This is a genomic window from Marinifilum sp. N1E240, assembly GCF_009295825.1.
GTDB lineage: Bacteria > Bacteroidota > Bacteroidia > Bacteroidales > Marinifilaceae > Marinifilum_A > Marinifilum_A sediminis.
This window is the reverse complement of record NZ_WHKF01000003.1, coordinates 265,123-283,786: the sequence shown is the minus strand read 5'-3', so window position 1 is coordinate 283,786 and position 18,664 is coordinate 265,123. Positions and strand designations below refer to the sequence as shown.

General features: G+C 37.0%; 13 protein-coding genes. 12 read left to right on the top strand and 1 reads right to left on the bottom strand.

The annotated features are described in order from the left end of the window. Positions 1-5 precede the first annotated feature (5 nt). From nusG to GCQ56_RS10160, 8 genes are all read left to right on the top strand, one after another. Complete coding sequence (nusG, locus tag GCQ56_RS10195) at positions 6-554, top strand: transcription termination/antitermination protein NusG (RefSeq protein ID WP_152734371.1); 549 nt, start codon at positions 6-8, stop codon at positions 552-554. A gap of 25 nt (positions 555-579) precedes the next feature. After that, on the top strand, positions 580-1,023 hold the full coding sequence (gene rplK, locus GCQ56_RS10190; protein WP_152734370.1) for a 50S ribosomal protein L11: 444 nt from the start codon (positions 580-582) through the stop codon (positions 1,021-1,023). A gap of 21 nt (positions 1,024-1,044) precedes the next feature. After that, the gene (gene rplA, locus GCQ56_RS10185; protein ID WP_152734369.1) at positions 1,045-1,737 is read left to right on the top strand and encodes a 50S ribosomal protein L1; all 693 of its coding nucleotides are present in this window, start codon (positions 1,045-1,047) and stop codon (positions 1,735-1,737) included. A 30-nt stretch (positions 1,738-1,767) separates the two neighbouring features. Next, positions 1,768-2,286 carry a 50S ribosomal protein L10 gene (gene rplJ, locus GCQ56_RS10180; RefSeq protein ID WP_152734368.1) on the top strand — a complete coding sequence of 173 codons (519 nt, stop codon included), beginning with the start codon at positions 1,768-1,770 and terminating at the stop codon, positions 2,284-2,286. A 35-nt stretch (positions 2,287-2,321) separates the two neighbouring features. Then, positions 2,322-2,696: a 50S ribosomal protein L7/L12 gene (gene rplL / locus GCQ56_RS10175; RefSeq protein WP_152734367.1), complete on the top strand. Its 375-nt coding sequence runs from the start codon at positions 2,322-2,324 to the stop codon at positions 2,694-2,696. 106 nt (positions 2,697-2,802) lie between these two features. Continuing rightward, the gene (gene rpoB / locus GCQ56_RS10170; protein WP_152734366.1) at positions 2,803-6,615 is read left to right on the top strand and encodes a DNA-directed RNA polymerase subunit beta; all 3,813 of its coding nucleotides are present in this window, start codon (positions 2,803-2,805) and stop codon (positions 6,613-6,615) included. An 81-nt stretch (positions 6,616-6,696) separates the two neighbouring features. Further along, entirely contained in the window at positions 6,697-10,959 is a 4,263-nt protein-coding gene (gene rpoC / locus GCQ56_RS10165; RefSeq protein WP_152734365.1) for a DNA-directed RNA polymerase subunit beta', read from the top strand. A 136-nt stretch (positions 10,960-11,095) separates the two neighbouring features. Continuing rightward, positions 11,096-11,422, top strand: coding sequence for a DUF3467 domain-containing protein (locus GCQ56_RS10160; RefSeq protein ID WP_152734364.1), 327 nt, complete (start codon positions 11,096-11,098; stop codon positions 11,420-11,422). Between the two features lie 51 nt (positions 11,423-11,473). Here the strand turns inward: GCQ56_RS10160 and GCQ56_RS10155 are convergent, their stop codons facing one another. After that, positions 11,474-12,943 carry a carbon starvation protein A gene (locus tag GCQ56_RS10155; protein WP_152734363.1) on the bottom strand — a complete coding sequence of 490 codons (1,470 nt, stop codon included), beginning with the start codon at positions 12,941-12,943 and terminating at the stop codon, positions 11,474-11,476. Between the two features lie 483 nt (positions 12,944-13,426). Between GCQ56_RS10155 and GCQ56_RS10150 the strand changes: the two genes are divergently transcribed. From GCQ56_RS10150 to GCQ56_RS10135, 4 genes are all read left to right on the top strand, one after another. Further along, positions 13,427-14,302, top strand: coding sequence for an electron transfer flavoprotein subunit beta/FixA family protein (locus GCQ56_RS10150; RefSeq protein WP_152734362.1), 876 nt, complete (start codon positions 13,427-13,429; stop codon positions 14,300-14,302). A gap of 50 nt (positions 14,303-14,352) precedes the next feature. After that, the gene (locus GCQ56_RS20770; protein WP_299993546.1) at positions 14,353-15,372 is read left to right on the top strand and encodes an electron transfer flavoprotein subunit alpha/FixB family protein; all 1,020 of its coding nucleotides are present in this window, start codon (positions 14,353-14,355) and stop codon (positions 15,370-15,372) included. 51 nt (positions 15,373-15,423) lie between these two features. Then, positions 15,424-17,139 (top strand): acyl-CoA dehydrogenase family protein, encoded by a 1,716-nt coding sequence (locus tag GCQ56_RS10140; RefSeq protein ID WP_152734361.1) that lies wholly within the window; start codon positions 15,424-15,426, stop codon positions 17,137-17,139. 294 nt (positions 17,140-17,433) lie between these two features. Next, complete coding sequence (locus GCQ56_RS10135; protein WP_193323763.1) at positions 17,434-18,630, top strand: OprO/OprP family phosphate-selective porin; 1,197 nt, start codon at positions 17,434-17,436, stop codon at positions 18,628-18,630. Positions 18,631-18,664: the final 34 nt, after the last annotated feature.

The following is an 18,664-nucleotide window of genomic DNA, read 5'->3' as shown; positions in this document are numbered from 1 at the left end:
GAAAGATGGTTGAAATTGATAGAAAATGGTATGTTCTAAGGACTGTAGGAGGAAAAGAAAAGAAGGTCAAGGAATATATTGATAGTGAAATTTCTAATCTTGGTCTACAGGAGTATGTGTCACAGGTTCTCATTCCTACCGAAAAAGTGTTTCAGGTGCGCAACGGTAAGAAAATTAGTAAGGAAAGAATTTTCCTTCCTGGTTACATTCTTATTGAAGCAGCACTCGTTGGAGAAATTCCTCACATCCTTCGTAATATTACGAATGTGATTGGCTTCCTGGGGGATACAAAAGGCGGCGATCCAACTCCTATGCGTATGTCAGAAGTGAACCGCATACTGGGTAAGGTCGATGAACTGGCTGGCAAAGATGAGGAAATTAGTATTCCTTATTATGTTGGTGAAATGGTTAAAGTGACTGATGGACCATTTAATGGTTTTACTGGCGTGATTGAAGAGGTGAATGCAGAGAAGAAAAAGCTAAAAGTTATGGTGAAAATCTTCGGACGTAAAACACCTTTGGAATTAAGTTTCATGCAAGTAGAAAAAGAATAATTAAATCTTTTAGAAAAGTAAAGCTATGGCTAAAGAAGTTGCAGGATTAATCAAATTGCAGATCAAAGGTGGTGCTGCAAATCCTTCACCCCCAGTAGGACCGGCATTAGGTGCTAAAGGGGTAAATATTATGGATTTTTGTAAGCAATTCAATGCAAGAACTCAAGATCAGGCTGGAAAAGTAATCCCTGTTGTGATTACTGTTTATTCTGATAGTTCATTTGAATTTATTACAAAAACTCCTCCAGTAGCTGTGCAAATTTTAGAAGCTGCAAAATTAAAATCAGGTTCTCCTGAATCTAATCGTAAAAAAGTTGGTTCTATTACTTGGGATCAGGTACGTGCGATTGCAGAGGGGAAAATGAAAGATTTAAATGCTTTTAAAGTAGAGAGCGCCATGAGTATGGTAGCTGGTACGGCAAGAAGTATGGGTGTCACAATTTCAGGTGATAATCCACTTAATCAATAATTTTAAAATACTGCACTTAAAATGGGTAAACTAACAAAAAATAGAAAGTTAGCTTCAGAAAAAGTGGATACTGATAAGCTATATTCTATCGATGAAGCAGCAAAATTGGTTAAGGAGATTACATCTACCAAATTTGATGCCTCAGTGGATATGGATATTCGCTTAGGAGTTGACCCAAGAAAAGCTAACCAAATGGTACGTGGTGTGGTTACTCTTCCTCATGGTACTGGTAAAGAAGTTCGTGTTTTAGTTTTATGTTCTCCTGATAAGGAAGAAGAAGCTAAAGCTGCTGGGGCTGACTATGTTGGTCTTGACGATTACGTTGCCAAAATCAAAGGTGGATGGACTGATGTTGATGTTATCATCACAATGCCTACTGTAATGGCGAAAGTTGGTGCTTTAGGACGAGTTTTAGGACCTCGTGGTTTAATGCCAAATCCTAAGTCTGGTACAGTAACAATGGACATTGCTAAAGCAGTTACCGAAGTGAAAGCTGGTAAAATTGATTTTAAGGTCGATAAATACGGTATTATTCACTCATCAATCGGTAAAGTATCTTTTGATGCAGATAAGATTAAAGAAAATGCTAAGGAATTTGTTGGCATTATCAATAAGCTTAAGCCATCTGCTGCAAAAGGAACTTATGTGAAGAGTGTATACCTGTCAAGCACAATGAGTATTGGTATCCAGTTGGATCCAAAATCACTTGACTAATTTTAATTTTTAATCAAGACCTTAGTAATCATGAAAAGGGAAGAAAAAATTCAGATTATTGATAGCTTGACGGAAGAAATCAATGCTTCAAATCACTTTTATCTGACGGACATTTCAGAAATGAATGCCGAAGACACTTCTGCACTTCGTAGAGCGTGTTTCGAGAAAGATATTAAGTTGGTTGTTGTAAAAAACACACTTCTTAGAAATGCTTTGGAAAGAGCAGAAGGAGAGTTTGAAGGATTGAATGATGTACTTAAGGGAGCAACCTCTCTTATGCTTACAGATACAGGAAACCTTCCTGCAAAGCTTATCAAAGAGTTCCGTAAGGGACATGATAAACCTATCCTGAAAGCGGCTTATGTTGAAGAGTCGATTTACGTTGGTGATAACGAGCTTGAAGCTCTTAGCACTATTAAGTCTAAAGAAGAACTTGTTGGAGATATCGTGGCGTTATTACAGTCACCAATCAAGAACGTTATTTCTTCATTGGAATCGGGAAAGAATATCCTTGCTGGTGTTGTGAAAACACTTTCAGAAAAAGAGTAATATATTAGTAAATTAAATTTAAAAACTGAAGGAAAATGGCAGATTTAAAAAAGTTTGCAGAAGAATTAGTTAATTTGACTGTTAAGGAAGTAAGTGAGTTAGCTGAGATTCTAAAAGAAGAATACGGAATTGAGCCTGCTGCTGCTGCTGCAGTTGTAGCTGGACCAGCTGCTGGTGCTGATGGTGGTGCTGCAGAACAAACTGAGTTTGACGTAATTCTTAAAGCTGCTGGTGGTTCTAAACTAGCTGTTGTGAAATTGGTTAAAGAATTAACTGGTTTAGGTCTTAAGGAAGCTAAGGCTGCAGTTGATGCTGCACCAGCTCCATTGAAAGAAAAAGTTTCTAAAGAAGAAGCTGAAGCACTTAAAGCACAATTAGAAGAAGCTGGAGCTGAAGTTGAACTTAAATAGAAGCGCTAAAACCTATATATAAGGTTATTTTGGTTTAGAGTACCAGTTAGGTACTCTAAGCCTTTTTGTTGTTTATTATCGTTTAGGTTCAATTAATTTTAAGTAAATGTCTTCAAATACTATTAGTCAAAGAATTAGTTTTGCTTCAAGTAAAAATCAGTTATTATATCCTGATTTTTTGGAAGTACAATTAAAATCTTTTCAAGACTTTTTTCAGTTGGAAACTACTCCAGAGAAAAGAACGAACGAAGGATTATTTAAGGTATTTAGCGAGAATTTTCCAATTACAGATACACGAAATAACTTCGTACTGGAGTTTCTCGACTATTTTGTTGATCCGCCCCGCTACTCAATCGAAGAATGTATTGAAAGAGGTTTAACTTACAGTGTACCGCTGAAAGCTAAACTAAAACTTTACTGTACTGATCCGGAGCATGAGGATTTTGACACAGTGATTCAGGATGTATATCTTGGAACTGTTCCTTACATGACCGAAAAAGGTACTTTTGTAGTTAACGGAGCAGAACGTGTAGTTGTTTCTCAGCTTCACCGTTCACCTGGTGTATTCTTTGGGCAAAGTGTACACGCAAATGGAACCAAGTTATATTCTGCCAGAATTATTCCTTTCAAAGGTTCCTGGATCGAGTTTGCAACCGACATTAATAATGTCATGTTTGCTTACATCGACCGTAAGAAAAAACTTCCTGTTACAACACTTCTTCGTGCCATTGGTTACGAAAGTGATAAGGAGATCCTAGAGATTTTCGACCTTGCCGATGAAATCAAGGTTTCTAAAACCGGTTTGAAAAAAATCGTTGGTAGAAAACTTGCTGCTCGTGTTCTTAAGTCATGGATTGAAGACTTTGTTGACGAGGATACGGGAGAGGTAGTATCAATCGAACGTAATGAGGTGGTTATTGATCGTGAGACAATAATCGAACCAGAACATATAGAAGAAATTCTTGAATCAGGTACAAAAACAATTTTGCTTCATAAAGAAGAACAAAATTTAGCGGATTATGCAATTATCTATAATACATTGCAGAAAGATCCTTGTAACTCTGAAAAAGAAGCTGTTCTTCACATTTATCGTCAGTTACGTAACTCTGAGCCACCAGATGAGGCTACAGCACGTGACGTTATCGATAAACTATTCTTCTCTGATAAGAGATATGATTTAGGTGATGTTGGTAGATATCGCATAAATAAAAAACTTGGTCTTAATACTGATGGTGACACCAAAGTATTGACTAAGGAAGACATTATTGAAATTATTAAGTACCTAATCAAATTGTTGAACGCGCGTACTGATGTGGATGATATTGACCACTTAAGTAATCGTCGTGTTAGAACAGTTGGTGAACAACTTTATACTCAGTTCGGTGTTGGTTTAGCTCGTATGGCTAGAACAATTCGCGAGAGAATGAATGTTCGTGATAACGAGGTGTTTACCCCTATTGATTTGATCAATTCGAAGACTTTGTCTTCAGTGATTAATTCTTTCTTTGGAACGAATGCATTATCACAGTTCATGGATCAAACGAATCCACTTGCTGAGATTACACACAAACGTAGAATGTCGGCATTAGGACCTGGTGGTCTTTCCCGTGAAAGAGCAGGTTTCGAGGTTCGAGATGTACACTACACTCACTACGGACGTCTTTGTCCGATTGAGACACCTGAGGGACCAAATATTGGTTTGATCTCTTCTCTTTGTGTGTTTGCAAAAATTAATAATCTTGGATTTATTGAAACTCCGTACCGTAAGGTAGTTGATGGTAAAGTTGATTTATCGTCTGATGGAGTTGGATATTTATCAGCAGAAGAAGAAGAAGGTTTAACTATCGCTCAGGCGAATGCTCCACTAAATGAAGATGGGACATTTGTTAATCCTAAAGCTAAGTCTCGTAAGGATGGTGACTTCCCATTTGAGGAAATTGATAATATCGATTTGATGGATGTTGCTCCTAACCAGATTGCTTCTATTGCAGCTTCTTTAATTCCTTTCCTTGAGCATGATGATGCTAACCGTGCGTTGATGGGATCTAATATGATGCGTCAGGCTGTACCGGTTATCAAACCAGAATCTCCTATTGTAGGAACAGGTTTGGAAGGTGATCTTGTTCGTGATTCAAGAACGCAAATCGCCGCTCATGGTGAAGGTGTAATTGAATTTGTTGACGCAAATAAGATTGTTGTTAAATATGCACGATCTGAAGAGGAATCATTTGTTAGTTTCGAAGGAGACACAAGAACATATAATCTTCCGAAATACGGAAAAACCAACCAGGGAACTACAATTGACCTTAAACCTATTGTAACAAAAGGACAAAAGGTTGTTGAAGGACAGATTATGACTCACGGTTATGCTACGCAAGATGGTGAGTTAGCTCTAGGACGTAACCTTAAAGTTGCGTTTATGCCTTGGAAAGGTTACAACTATGAGGATGCTATCGTAATTTCAGAACGTATCGTTAAAGATGATGTATTTACATCAGTTCATGTTGACGAATACACTCTAGAAGTGCGTGACACGAAGCGTGGTATGGAAGAGTTAACCTCTGATATTCCAAACGTAAGTGAAGATGCAACTCGTAATCTTGATGAGAATGGATTGATCAGAATTGGTGCTAACGTAGAACCAGGTGATATCCTTATTGGTAAGATTACTCCTAAAGGAGAATCTGATCCTTCTCCGGAAGAAAAATTATTGAGAGCTATTTTTGGTGATAAAGCTGGTGATGTAAAAGATGCTTCTTTAAAAGCTTCTCCTTCATTACGCGGAGTTATTATTGAAAAGAAATTATTCTCTCGTTCGATTCGTGACCGTAAATCTAAGCAATCTGACAAGCCACTTATTCAGAAGTTGGATGAAGAATTGGTAAAGCAGGTTAGCGAGTTGAAGAATCGTTTGGTTGACAAACTTTTTATTCTTGTTAACGGTAAAACATCGCAAGGTGTTAAAGACTACTTAAGTGTTGATATTATTCCTAAAGGAGTGAAGTTTACTCAGAAACTTCTTATGGATATCAATTATATGGATATTAATCCTAACAAGTGGACTACCGATAAAGAGAAGAATGAAACGATCAAGAAACTTTTGCATAATTATATAATTAAGTATAAGGAACTTGAGAGTTTTAATAAGCGTAAGAAATACAATGTAACCATTGGTGATGAAATGCCTGCGGGTATTATTCAAATGGCGAAAGTTTACGTAGCTAAAAAGCGTAAATTGCAGATTGGTGATAAGATGGCAGGTCGTCACGGTAATAAAGGTATTGTTTCTAGAGTTGTTAGAGATGAAGATATGCCTTTCCTAGAAGATGGAACTACTGTTGATATTTGTTTGAACCCTCTTGGTGTACCTTCTCGTATGAACCTTGGACAGGTATTTGAAACTGTACTTGGATGGGCAGGTAAAGAGCTTGATTTGAAGTTTGCTACTCCTATTTTCGATGGTGCGTCATTAGATGAGATTACAAGTTATACTGACAAGGCAGGTGTTCCTGCATTCGGTAAAGCTTATCTTCACGATGGAGGAACAGGTGAGCGTTTTGATCAGCCAGCAACAGTTGGTATTATCTATATGCTGAAACTTGGTCACATGGTTGATGACAAGATGCATGCTCGTTCTATCGGACCTTATTCATTGATTACTCAGCAGCCTCTTGGAGGTAAAGCTCAGTTTGGTGGTCAGCGTTTTGGTGAGATGGAGGTTTGGGCACTTGAAGCCTTCGGGGCAGCCCATATTCTACAGGAAATCCTAACCGTTAAGTCGGATGATGTTATTGGTCGTGCGAAAGCATACGAATCAATCGTTAAAGGTGATCCTATGCCAAATCCGGGTATTCCGGAATCTCTAAACGTGTTGTTACACGAATTAAGAGGTCTTGGCTTGAGCGTTAAATTAGTATAAGCCTTATTATAAAGTGAATGTGCGATTCTTCGTACATTCACTTTTATTGAATTATTTTGTTAATTTCCTAATTTTCAACATATGGCATTCAGAAGAGATAAACAAGTAAAGAGCAGTTTTACAAAAATCTCTATCAGTCTTGCTTCACCTGAAGAGATTCTAGAAAGATCGAGCGGCGAAGTTTTAAAGCCTGAAACCATCAATTATCGTACTTATAAGCCGGAACGCGACGGATTATTCTGTGAAAGAATTTTCGGTCCTGTTAAAGATTATGAGTGTCATTGTGGTAAGTACAAGCGTATCCGTTATCGTGGTATTGTTTGTGACCGATGCGGGGTAGAGGTAACCGAGAAAAAGGTTAGACGTGAGCGTATGGGACACATCCAGTTGGTTGTACCTGTAGCACACATTTGGTATTTCAAATCGTTACCGAATAAAATTGGTTATCTTTTGGGATTACCAACCAAAAAGCTTGATTCTATCATTTATTACGAACGTTATGTCGTGATTAATGCTGGTATTAAATCAGCTGATGGTATAAAATATTTAGATTTCTTAACAGAGGAGGAGTATCTTGATATTCTTGATGAACTTCCTGCTGAGAATCAATATTTGGATGATGATGATCCAAATAAATTTATCGCACAAATGGGTGCGGATGCTTTGTACAGTTTGCTAGGTCGTTTAGATCTTGATGCATTATCTTACGATTTGCGTCATAAAGCAAATACTGAAACATCGCAGCAGCGTAAAAATGAAGCATTAAAGCGTCTTCAAGTTGTTGAGGCTTTCCGTGATTCGCAAGGAATTAATCGTCCTGAATGGATGATTGTAAAAGTTGTTCCTGTAATTCCACCAGAATTGCGTCCATTGGTACCTTTGGATGGTGGTCGTTTTGCGACATCGGATTTGAACGATTTATACCGAAGAGTAATTATTCGTAACAATCGTCTAAAAAGATTAATTGAAATCAAAGCTCCAGAAGTAATCTTACGTAACGAAAAACGTATGCTTCAGGAATCTGTTGATTCATTATTCGATAACTCACGTAAATCGAATGCAGTTAAGACTGAAAATAATCGTCCTTTAAAATCTCTTTCAGATTCTTTGAAAGGTAAGCAAGGTCGTTTTCGTCAGAACTTGTTGGGTAAGCGTGTTGACTATTCTGCACGTTCGGTAATTGTTGTAGGACCGGATTTGCAAATGCACGAATGTGGTTTGCCTAAGGATATGGCAGCAGAACTTTACAAGCCTTTCGTAATTCGTAAGTTGATCGAACGTGGTATTGTAAAGACTGTTAAGTCAGCAAAGAAAATTGTTGACCGTAAAGATCCTGTAGTTTGGGATATTTTGGAAAATGTACTGAAAGGACATCCGGTTCTTCTTAACCGTGCTCCTACTCTTCACCGTTTAGGTATTCAGTCATTCCAGCCAAAATTAATCGAGGGTAAAGCAATTCGTCTACATCCATTAGCATGTACTGGTTTCAATGCCGATTTCGACGGTGACCAGATGGCAGTTCACTTGCCACTTGGTAATGAGGCGGTATTAGAGGCTCAAATGTTAATGTTGTGTTCTCACAATATTTTGAATCCAGCTAATGGTGCTCCGGTAACTGTACCTTCTCAGGATATGGTTCTTGGTCTTTATTATATTACCAAGGCTAGAAAAGGTAGTAAGGGTGAAGGTTTAACTTTTTACTCTGCAGAAGAGGCTATGATCGCTTTCAATGAGAAAGCTGTTGCTCTTCATAGTAAGATTAAAGTAAAAGTTAAAGATTTAAATGAGAACGATGAGTTAGTTGATACTATTGTAGAAACTACTATTGGTCGTATTATTTTAAATCAGTTTACTCCTCATGGTGCTGGATTTATTAATCAATTGATTACTAAAAAAGCTCTTCGTGACATTATTGGATATGTATTCAAGAAGTGTGGTGTTGATGCATGTGCTAAATTCCTTGATGATATTAAGGACTTAGGATATCGTAAGGCATTTGAAGGTGGACTATCGTTTAACCTTTCGGATGTTAAAGTACCAGTTGAAAAAGAATCATTGGTAGCTGATGGATATGCTCAGGTTGAAGAGGTATTGAATAACTATAATATGGGTTTCATTACCAACAACGAGCGTTACAATCAGATTATTGATATTTGGACGCATGTAAATGCGAACTTAACTCAAACACTGATGACTCAGTTAGCTGCAGATAACGATGGTTTCAACTCAGTTTACATGATGCTTGATTCAGGAGCCCGTGGTTCTCGAGAGCAGATTCGTCAGTTGGGTGGTATGCGTGGTCTGATGGCTAAACCTCAGAAATCAGGTGCTACTGGTGGTCAGATTATTGAAAATCCAATTCTTTCTAACTTTAAGGAAGGTCTTTCGGTTCTTGAGTACTTTATTTCTACTCACGGTGCGCGTAAAGGTCTTGCCGATACGGCTCTTAAAACTGCTGATGCGGGTTACTTAACTCGTCGTTTGGTTGATGTTGCTCAGGATGTAATTATCAACGAGCAAGATTGTGGAACTCTTAGAGGTTTAACAGCAACAGCAATTAAGAATCAGGAAGAGGTTGTAGCTTCACTATACGAAAGAATTCTTGGTAGAACTACCGTTCATGATGTTTATAATCCTATTTCTGGAGACTTAATTGTCAAGTCGGGTGTTGAAATTACCGAGGAAATTGCTCAAGTTATTGAGAAATCTCCAATCGAAAGAATTGAGATTCGTTCAGTTCTTACTTGTGAATCAAAAAGAGGTGTTTGTGCTAAATGTTACGGACGAAATCTTGCAACAGGTAAAGCGGTTCAAAAAGGTGAAGCAGTTGGAGTTATTGCAGCTCAGTCAATTGGTGAGCCGGGTACACAGCTTACTCTTCGTACTTTCCACGTAGGGGGTACCGCGGGTAACGTTTCTGCCGAAAACTCTGTTGAGTCTAAATACGATGGTTACGCTGAATTTGAAGAATTAAGAACAGTAGAGCATACTCCTGAAGAAGGAGCTAAGCACGATGTTGTTATTGGTCGATTGGCAGAATTACGTATTATCGATAAAAATACAAACATTACATTGACTACTCATACAATTCCTTATGGATCTAAATTGTATATTAAGGATGGTCAAGATGTTAAGAAAGGTGATCTTATTTGTGAATGGGACCCTTATAATGCAATGATCGTTACCGAATTCTCTGGTAAGGTTACCTTCGAAAACTTAATCGCAGGTGTTACTTATACTGAGGAATCGGATGAAGCGACTGGTTTTGCTGAAAAAGTAATTACTGAATCTAAGGATAAGACTAAAAACCCAAGTGTTAAGATTTTGAACTCATCTGGTGAGGTTTTAAAATCTTATAACTTACCAGTAGGTGCTCACATTTCTGTTTCAGAAGGAGAGATGGTTGTTTCTGGTCAATCTGTTGTTAAGATTCCTAGAGCTCTTGGTAAAGCAGGTGATATCACCGGGGGTCTTCCTCGTGTTACTGAGTTATTCGAGGCTCGTAATCCATCCAATCCAGCTGTTGTATCTGAGGTTGATGGTGAGATTACTTTCGGTAAAATTAAGCGTGGTAACCGTGAGGTTGTAGTTACAACCAAAGCAGGAGATGTTAAGAAGTACTTGGTACCTCTTTCTAAGCAAATACTTGTTCAGGAGAATGACTATGTAAGAGCTGGTACTCCGTTATCAGAAGGTGCTACAACACCAGCAGATATTCTATCTATTAAAGGACCTACAAAAGTTCAGGAGTATATCGTGAACGAGGTACAGGATGTATATCGTATGCAGGGTGTGAAAATTAATGATAAGCACTTTGAGATTATCGTACGCCAGATGATGCGTAAAGTAATTATCGCTGATCCGGGAGATACTAAATTCCTAGAAAAACAAGTTATTGATAAGATGGTATTCATGCAGGAAAATGATGAAATTTTCGGTAAGAAAGTCATTGTTGATGCTGGTGATTCTGATGAATTGAAAGCTGGTCAAATTGTATCTTCTAGAAAGCTTAGAGATGTGAATTCAATCTTGAGACGTAGAGATTTGAAATTAGTTGAAGGTCGTGAGGCTATTGCTGCAACATCTACTCAGATTTTGCAAGGTATTACTCGTGCTGCTCTTCAAACTAAGAGTTTCATCTCAGCTGCATCGTTCCAGGAAACTACGAAAGTTCTGAACGAAGCTGCTATTAGCGGTAAAATAGATAAACTTGAAGGTCTGAAAGAGAACGTTATTTGTGGACACTTGATTCCTGCTGGTACAGGTTTGAGAGAATACAAAGATGTTGTTGTTGGAGCTAAAGAAGAATATGAAAAACTTCTTGAGACCAAATCAGATTTCTAAGATAAGAACTCTATAAAATAAAAGGGTGTTTCCAATTTGGAAACACCCTTTTTTATTGTTCATTTATAATGCTTCAATCAAAATATATTTCCTAATTTTACCTATACACTATTTTAAAACTATAAAAGAACTTGTCATGAGTGATAAAAAACAATCCAATCAAATAGATATCCAATTAACCGAGGAAGTAGCACAGGGAACGTATTCAAACCTTGCAGTTATTACACATTCATCATCTGAATTTGTAGTTGATTTTGTTAGAGTAATGCCTGGAGTACCAAAAGCAGATGTTAAATCTCGAATTATTCTAACTCCTGAGCATGCTAAAAGATTAATGCTTGCTCTTCAGGATAACATCAGTAAATTCGAAGCTATGAATGGACCGATTAAAAATGTAGAACCAGATCAAGGACCACAAGGACCGGTGATTCCAATGAATTTTGGACCTACAGGACAAGCATAAAAACAAAAAAGAAACGGAAGCTATATTGGCTTCCGTTATTTATTTATTTATTTAAGGTGTAGATGTTTTTAGTTTGTACGGTATTCTTTTTGTTTTACGTTTAGCTATCAATAAGAACCAGGTAAAAGCCAATGATGCTATTAAAATACCTATTGTGTACCCTAGGTATAGATCAATATTTAAACCACCATTCATATGTGGTGCAACTAGAAAGTAGGTGAAACAGATCGCCGTCATAAAAGTTGCTGGAATACTTAACAGCCAGTGATTTTTCTTTTGTTCTACCAAATACATAGCAGCTGTCCAAAGCATAACCATCGCTAACAATTGATTGAATAAGCCAAGAAACTTCCATATTGTACCAAAGCTGAGTTGTGATAGAATAAATCCTGTAACAAATAAAGGAATTGATACTAGTAACCTGCTTTTTAATGATTTTTGTTCGAGTTTAAATAAATCTGCTATCATTAATCGGGCACTTCTAAAAGCTGTATCACCAGTTGTAATAGGACAGGCAATTACACCTACAATTGCAAAAATAGCTCCTACCTTACCTAGCCATGTATTACAGATTTCATTCACGATCCAAGCTGGATTGTGACCAGAAATAAATGTGGAATTTAAATCTGATGTTGTACCGAAAAAATTCATAGCTGCCGTAGCCCAAATAATAGCTACAATTCCTTCTGCAATCATTGCTCCGTAAAATACAGGTCTACCATACGATTCTTTTTTCATACAACGAGCCATCATTGGTGATTGAGTTGAATGAAAACCAGAAATGGCACCGCATGAAATTACAATAAACATCATTGGGTACAGTATGTTTTGAACTGGATTAGCATGCATATTTTTGAACTGATCAATTGATAATTCATGCAATTGTAAACTTCCTGTTGCACCATTAAACATCATCACACCAGCAATACTGAAAGCCATAATTAATAAAGCAGCACCAAATATTGGATATATTTTCCCGATAATCTTATTAATAGGAAGTAGTGTAGCAATTAAGTAATATCCGAAGATTCCGTACAACCAATAGTGCAATCCTCCACCTGTTAAATCTTTTAGTAAACCAGCTGGTCCGGTAACAAATGCAACGCCAACCATTATTAGTAATCCAAAGGTTATTATTGCCAATAATATTTTGGCAATTACTCCTAGATATTTACCAACTATTTCAGGTAAACTGGCACCATCATTTCTAATGGAAAGCATACCCGAGAAATAATCATGTACACCTCCCATAAAGATACACCCAAAAACGATCCATATGTATGAAACTGGACCGTACATTGCGCCAAGAATGGCACCGAAAATAGGACCTAAGCCAGCTATATTTAAAAATTGAATGGTAAACATCTTCCAGGTCGGCATTGGAATAAAATCAACGCCATCTCCTAGTCGAACCGCGGGTGTTTTTATTTTATTATTCGCACCAAAAAAATGTTCTATAAATTTTCCGTAAATAAAGTATCCAAGAATTAAGGCAAGTATTGCACTTATAAAAGTTATCATACAATCGAATTCATAAATTAAATACCAAAAATAATGAATTTATTATATCCAGCATTCTTTCTATTTGAACTGACCTCTTTTCGTTAGGTTTAAAACTTGTGTGAATAAATAAGTGATGGTAAAAGAATTTTTTCAGTAAATAATTGACTGTTTGAATGCCTAAACAGCTTTCTATTTGATGAATATGAATAAACAAAATAATTTGTTGTAGCTTTGCTTAAATTTCATTAAAACAGATGGATAGATGTTTTGTTCTGTTGCCATTTTCTTAGGATCGAACACTCACTATCTAGATTTGTTTTAAGTACTCTAATCTTTATATTTGCTAAGCTCTGATTTTAATGAATTCAATTGAATGATGAGCAAACCTGAATAAAAAATAATAATTAGTGATTAGTTGATTCTAAGGTGGATGTATTATCACTTGCGATAATTACTTCAATTAGCTTCAACATCAAAAACTGATGATAAAATACATATAGAATGAAAGGTTTAAAAATTGTTGTTCTTGCCAAGCAGGTTCCCGATACCAGAAATGTTGGGAAAGATGCGATGAAAGCGGATGGAACTGTGAACAGAGCGGCTTTGCCGGCAATCTTCAACCCTGAAGATTTGAATGCATTAGAGCAAGCATTACGTTTGAAAGATAAATATGAAGGAACCGAAGTTACATTATTGACTATGGGACCGGGTAGAGCTGCGGAAATTATTCGCGAAGGTTTATATCGTGGAGCAGACAATGGAATCCTTTTGTCGGATCGTGCTTTTGCAGGTTCTGATACTTTGGCAACTTCTTATGCATTGTCATGTACTCTAGAAAAAATGGGTAAGATTGACATTATCATCGCAGGTCGTCAGGCAATTGATGGTGATACTGCTCAGGTTGGACCTCAGGTTGCTGAGAAGTTAGGTATTCCTCAAATTACTTATGCTGAAGATGTAGTATCTGCAGAAAAAGGTAAGATTGTAGTTAAGCGTCGTTTAGAGCGTGGTGTTGAGACTGTAGAAGGTAAATTACCTATGGTAGTTACAGTTAATGCTTCTGCTCCTGAGTGTCGCCCTCGTAATGCTAAATTTGTAATGAAATACAAGCATGCAAGAGCGGTATCAGAAATGCAAAATGCAGATGAAGATTATATCGCATTACATAACAATCGTCCCTACTTAAATATTGGCGAATGGAGTGTTAATGATATTGAAACCAAAGCTGAAGAGCTTGGTTTGACTGGTTCTCCTACTAAAGTAAAAACTATTGAAAATGTAGTTTTCCAGGCTAAAGAAGCTAAGGTTCTTGAGCCAACTGATGCAGATATGGGTGAGTTAATGAAAGAATTAATTGCTAACCACACTATCGGGTAGAGACGTAGCATGCTATGTCTGTACAAAGTAAAATTTAAAAAAAAGAAACCGTGAATAACGTATTTGTATATTGCGAAATAGAAGAAGGTCAAGTTGCTGATGTGAGTCTTGAACTTCTTACCAAAGGTAGAAAGCTAGCTGATGATTTAAAGTGTGAGTTAGAAGCTATCGTAATTGGAGAGAATCTTAAAGGTGTTGAGAAGCAAATTATGCCTTATGGAGTTGATAAAGTTTGGATTGCTGATGATAAGCGTTTGTATCCATACACAACCCTGCCTCATACATCTATTATTGTGAAATTATTCGAGGAAGTAAAGCCACAAATCGCTTTGATGGGTGCTACAAGCATTGGTCGTGATTTAGGTCCTCGTGTATCTTCTGCTCTTCACTCAGGTTTGACTGCAGATTGTACCAGTCTTGTAATCGGTGACCACACAGATAAGAAGAACAAGAAAGATTATAAGGATTTGTTGTATCAAATTCGTCCAGCATTCGGTGGTAACATTGTTGCTACTATCATTAACCCTGATTGTCGTCCACAGATGGCAACTGTTCGTGAAGGGGTAATGAAGAAAGAAGTTCGTTCTGATGCTTACAAAGGAAAAGTTAATAAGCTAGATGTTGAGAAGTATGTGAATGCTGAAGATTTCGTTGTAAAAGTGATTGAACGTCACATGGAGAAATCTAAAGTAAATATCAAGAACGCTGGTATTATTGTAGCTGGTGGTTATGGTGTTGGTTCAAAAGCAAACTTCGATTTGTTAACTGAGTTGGCTGAGGTAATTGGTGGTGAAGTGGGAGCTTCTCGTGCTGCTGTTGATGCAGGTTTCGCTTCTCACGAGCGTCAAATTGGTCAAACTGGTGTAACTGTACGTCCTAAGTTGTATATCGCTTGCGGTATTTCAGGTCAGATTCAGCATACTGCAGGTATGGAAGAATCAGCTATGGTAATCGCGATCAATACAGATAAGAATGCACCAATCAACAACTTTGCTGATTACGTGATTACAGGTGATATTGCTACTGTATTACCAAAAATGATTAAGCAGTACAAAGAGAATACGAAGTAATTCGATATTTCTTTTTAGCTTAAATTATTAACAAAAAAAACATCCAAAGAAATGGCTAATTTCTATACAGATAATGAGGATATGAAGTTCCACCTGGATCATCCTCTAATGAAAAAAATTGTTGCACTTAAAGAGCGCAACTTCGAAGATAAAGAGAAGTACGATTATGCACCATTGGATTTTGAAGATGCAATGGATTCTTACGATCGCACTTTAGAAATCGTTGGTGAGATTTGTGGTGATATTATTGGACCTAACGCCGAAGGTGTTGACCAAGAAGGACCACGTGTTGAAAACGATCGTGTTATTTATGCGAAAGGAACTGCTGAAAATCACGAAGCACTAACAAAAGCAGGTTTAATTGGTATGTCTCTTCCTCGTGAATACGATGGATTGAATTTTCCAATGGTACCTTATGTAATGGCTGCTGAATTGGTATCTCGTGCCGATGGTGGTTTTGCTAACATTTGGGGACTTCAGGATTGTGCTGAAACAATTCATGAGTTTGCTTCAAAAGAGCAGAAAGAAAACTATCTTCCTCGCTTTGCAAAAGGTGCTACTGCTGCAATGGATTTGACTGAGCCAGATGCTGGTTCTGACCTTCAGGCTGTACAGTTAAAAGCAACTTACAACAAAGAAGAAGATCAGTGGTATTTGAATGGTGTTAAGCGTTTCATTACCAATGGTGATGGTGATGTTTCATTGGTTCTTGCTCGTTCTGAAGAAGGAACTTCTGATGGTCGTGGTTTGTCTATGTATATCTATGACAAAAAACACCTGGCAGTAAAAGTTCGTCGTATCGAGCACAAAATGGGAATTATTGGTTCTCCAACTTGTGAGTTGGTATTTACTAACGCTCCTGCCGAATTGGTTGGTTCTCGAAAAATGGGATTGATCAAATATGTAATGTCATTAATGAACGGTGCACGTTTAGGTGTAGGTGCTCAATCTGTAGGTATCGCTGAAGCAGCTTACCGTGAAGGTTTAGCTTACGCTAAAGAACGTCGTCAGTTTGGTAAAGCAATTATCGAATTCCCTGCGGTTTACGAAATGCTTACAAACATGGAAGCGAAATTGAATGCTTCTCGTTCAGTATTATATGAAACAGCTCGTTTTGTTGATGTTTACAAAGCATACTTCCACATTTCTCAAGATCGTTCTTTAGATAAAGAAGAGAGAATGGATATGAAAAAATATCAGAAAATAGCTGATGTATTCACTCCATTATTGAAGTTATTTGCTTCTGAATTTTGTAATGAGGTTGCTTACGATTCATTGCAGATTCATGCAGGTTCGGGTTATATGAAAGATTACCCAATTGAGCGTTTGGTTCGTGATGCACGTATTACTAATATTTACGAAGGAACTACTCAGTTACAGGTTGTAGCTGCTGTTCGTGGAGTAACTACTGGTGCATATTTAGCTCAAATTAAGGAGTATGAAGCTTCTGATTTAAATCCTCAGTACGAATACATCAGAACTACTTTAAAAGGTATGACTGCGAAGTACGAAGAAGCTGTAGCTAAAGTAAACGAAATTAATGCTACTGCTGATCACAACGATTTCCTTGATTTCCATGCTCGTCGTTTAGTTGAGATGGCAGGATATATCATTATGGGATACTTGTTGTTGACTGATACTACTAGAAATGACAAATACAAAGCTTCATGTGAAGTATTCGTTAAAATGGGTAAAGCAAAAGTTGCTTCTTACCTAGAATACATCAGTTCTTCAGAATTGAAAGATCTTGGTATTTTCAAGAAATAATTAAGTTTTAAAACTTAAGCTTAGGAGGCTTCCATTATGGAAGCCTCTTTTTTATGCATTCAATTCCAATGTTAAATTTTCGTTAAGTCGAATTAACCTTTCCTTAAAATGTTTACTTGTGTATCTTCTTTTAAAGCCATTAGTTTTGCCGCATGTTATTAAGATAATGTGTCGATTGAATTGCATTTTGATTACCAACTACTGTAGGAAGGATTATTTATTCTTAATCTAACAATTCAATTTGTTACATTTAGCATGCAAAATACTAAACGCCTAATTATAAATCGATTTAAAATGAAAAAACACTATTTTATTGCCTGCTGCTTATGTCTTTTGGCAGGAAGTCTATTTGCGCAAGATTCTAATAATTTAAAACTAAGCGTCAACAAAGGCTCTCTTCAAGTTGCAACTGACGATGGTCAGTTTAAATTTGGAATGGGAGGACGTGTATACATGGATGCTGCAGCTTATTTCGATGATGAAACTGATTTAAGTAGCGGAAGTGAAATTCGTGACATTCGCTTATTAATGAAAGCTACTCTTTGGAAAAAATGGGATGCTAAAATTAATATTGGTTTTGCCGATGGAGCAGTTTCTCTTAAAGATGTTTGGTTGATGCATAAGATAAATAAAAACAGTTTCGTTCGAGCAGGACATTTTCTTGAGCCTTTCGGTATTGAACAAACTGAAAGTTCGAAAACAACCAAGTTTATGCATGCATCGAGCACGGTTGAAGCTTTTCGACCAGGGAGAAATTTAGGAATATCGTATGCTAATTGGGGAAAGAAAAGATTCTGGGAAATTGGTTTATTTGGTAGCGATACCAATAACAAGACTGAAGGTGATGAAGGATATGGTTTAACTTCAAGATTAGCTTTTGCTCCTATAAATAGCGACGATGGAATTTTTCATATTGGTGTTTCCGGAACATACCGAACAGCGGATGCCGCAGGTTTTGACGAACATGATGATCCAAATCCTGAATTTATTAGATATCGCTCTAGAGCTGCAACTCATATCGAAAGAAGAAGGTTTATTGATGCTAAAGTTAATCATGCTGAAAGTCAAGTGAAAATAGGCTTAGAGATGATTGCTGCAAATGGACCGATATCATTTCAAGGGGAATATATTGAAGCATCAGTTTCAAGAAAATCAGATTATGAGGATTATGATTCGCAAGGATGGTATGCACAGCTAGGATGGTTGCTTAAAGGTGGAGATTACAAGTATAAAATGAAATCAGCACGTTTGGCTAAACCAGATCCTGGTTCAGTTGAATTTCTTGCCAGGTACAACGTAACTGACTTGAATCATACTGATTCAAATATAATGGGTGGAAAACAAAAAGATTTAACTTTAGGATGTACATGGTATGTAAATCACAACATTTTAATGAAATTTAATTTTACCAATGTTGAGTTGGATGAATATGCATTAAATGGAGAAGAGAACTTTAATATGATACAAACCCGATTGCAGTTTTCTTTTTAATGAAATAAATTAAGAAAAGTAAAAGGAAGGTGTT

Coding starts and splice junctions, on each gene's coding strand:
- GCQ56_RS10140 (WP_152734361.1), top strand. CDS start 15,424: ATGGCTAATTTCTATACAGATAATGAGGATATGAAGTTCCACCTGGAT.
- GCQ56_RS10160 (WP_152734364.1), top strand. CDS start 11,096: ATGAGTGATAAAAAACAATCCAATCAAATAGATATCCAATTAACCGAG.
- rplL (WP_152734367.1), top strand. CDS start 2,322: ATGGCAGATTTAAAAAAGTTTGCAGAAGAATTAGTTAATTTGACTGTT.
- GCQ56_RS10135 (WP_193323763.1), top strand. CDS start 17,434: ATGAAAAAACACTATTTTATTGCCTGCTGCTTATGTCTTTTGGCAGGA.
- rplJ (WP_152734368.1), top strand. CDS start 1,768: ATGAAAAGGGAAGAAAAAATTCAGATTATTGATAGCTTGACGGAAGAA.
- rplA (WP_152734369.1), top strand. CDS start 1,045: ATGGGTAAACTAACAAAAAATAGAAAGTTAGCTTCAGAAAAAGTGGAT.
- GCQ56_RS10150 (WP_152734362.1), top strand. CDS start 13,427: ATGAAAGGTTTAAAAATTGTTGTTCTTGCCAAGCAGGTTCCCGATACC.
- GCQ56_RS10155 (WP_152734363.1), bottom strand. CDS start 12,943: ATGATAACTTTTATAAGTGCAATACTTGCCTTAATTCTTGGATACTTT.
- rpoC (WP_152734365.1), top strand. CDS start 6,697: ATGGCATTCAGAAGAGATAAACAAGTAAAGAGCAGTTTTACAAAAATC.
- rplK (WP_152734370.1), top strand. CDS start 580: ATGGCTAAAGAAGTTGCAGGATTAATCAAATTGCAGATCAAAGGTGGT.
- rpoB (WP_152734366.1), top strand. CDS start 2,803: ATGTCTTCAAATACTATTAGTCAAAGAATTAGTTTTGCTTCAAGTAAA.
- nusG (WP_152734371.1), top strand. CDS start 6: ATGGTTGAAATTGATAGAAAATGGTATGTTCTAAGGACTGTAGGAGGA.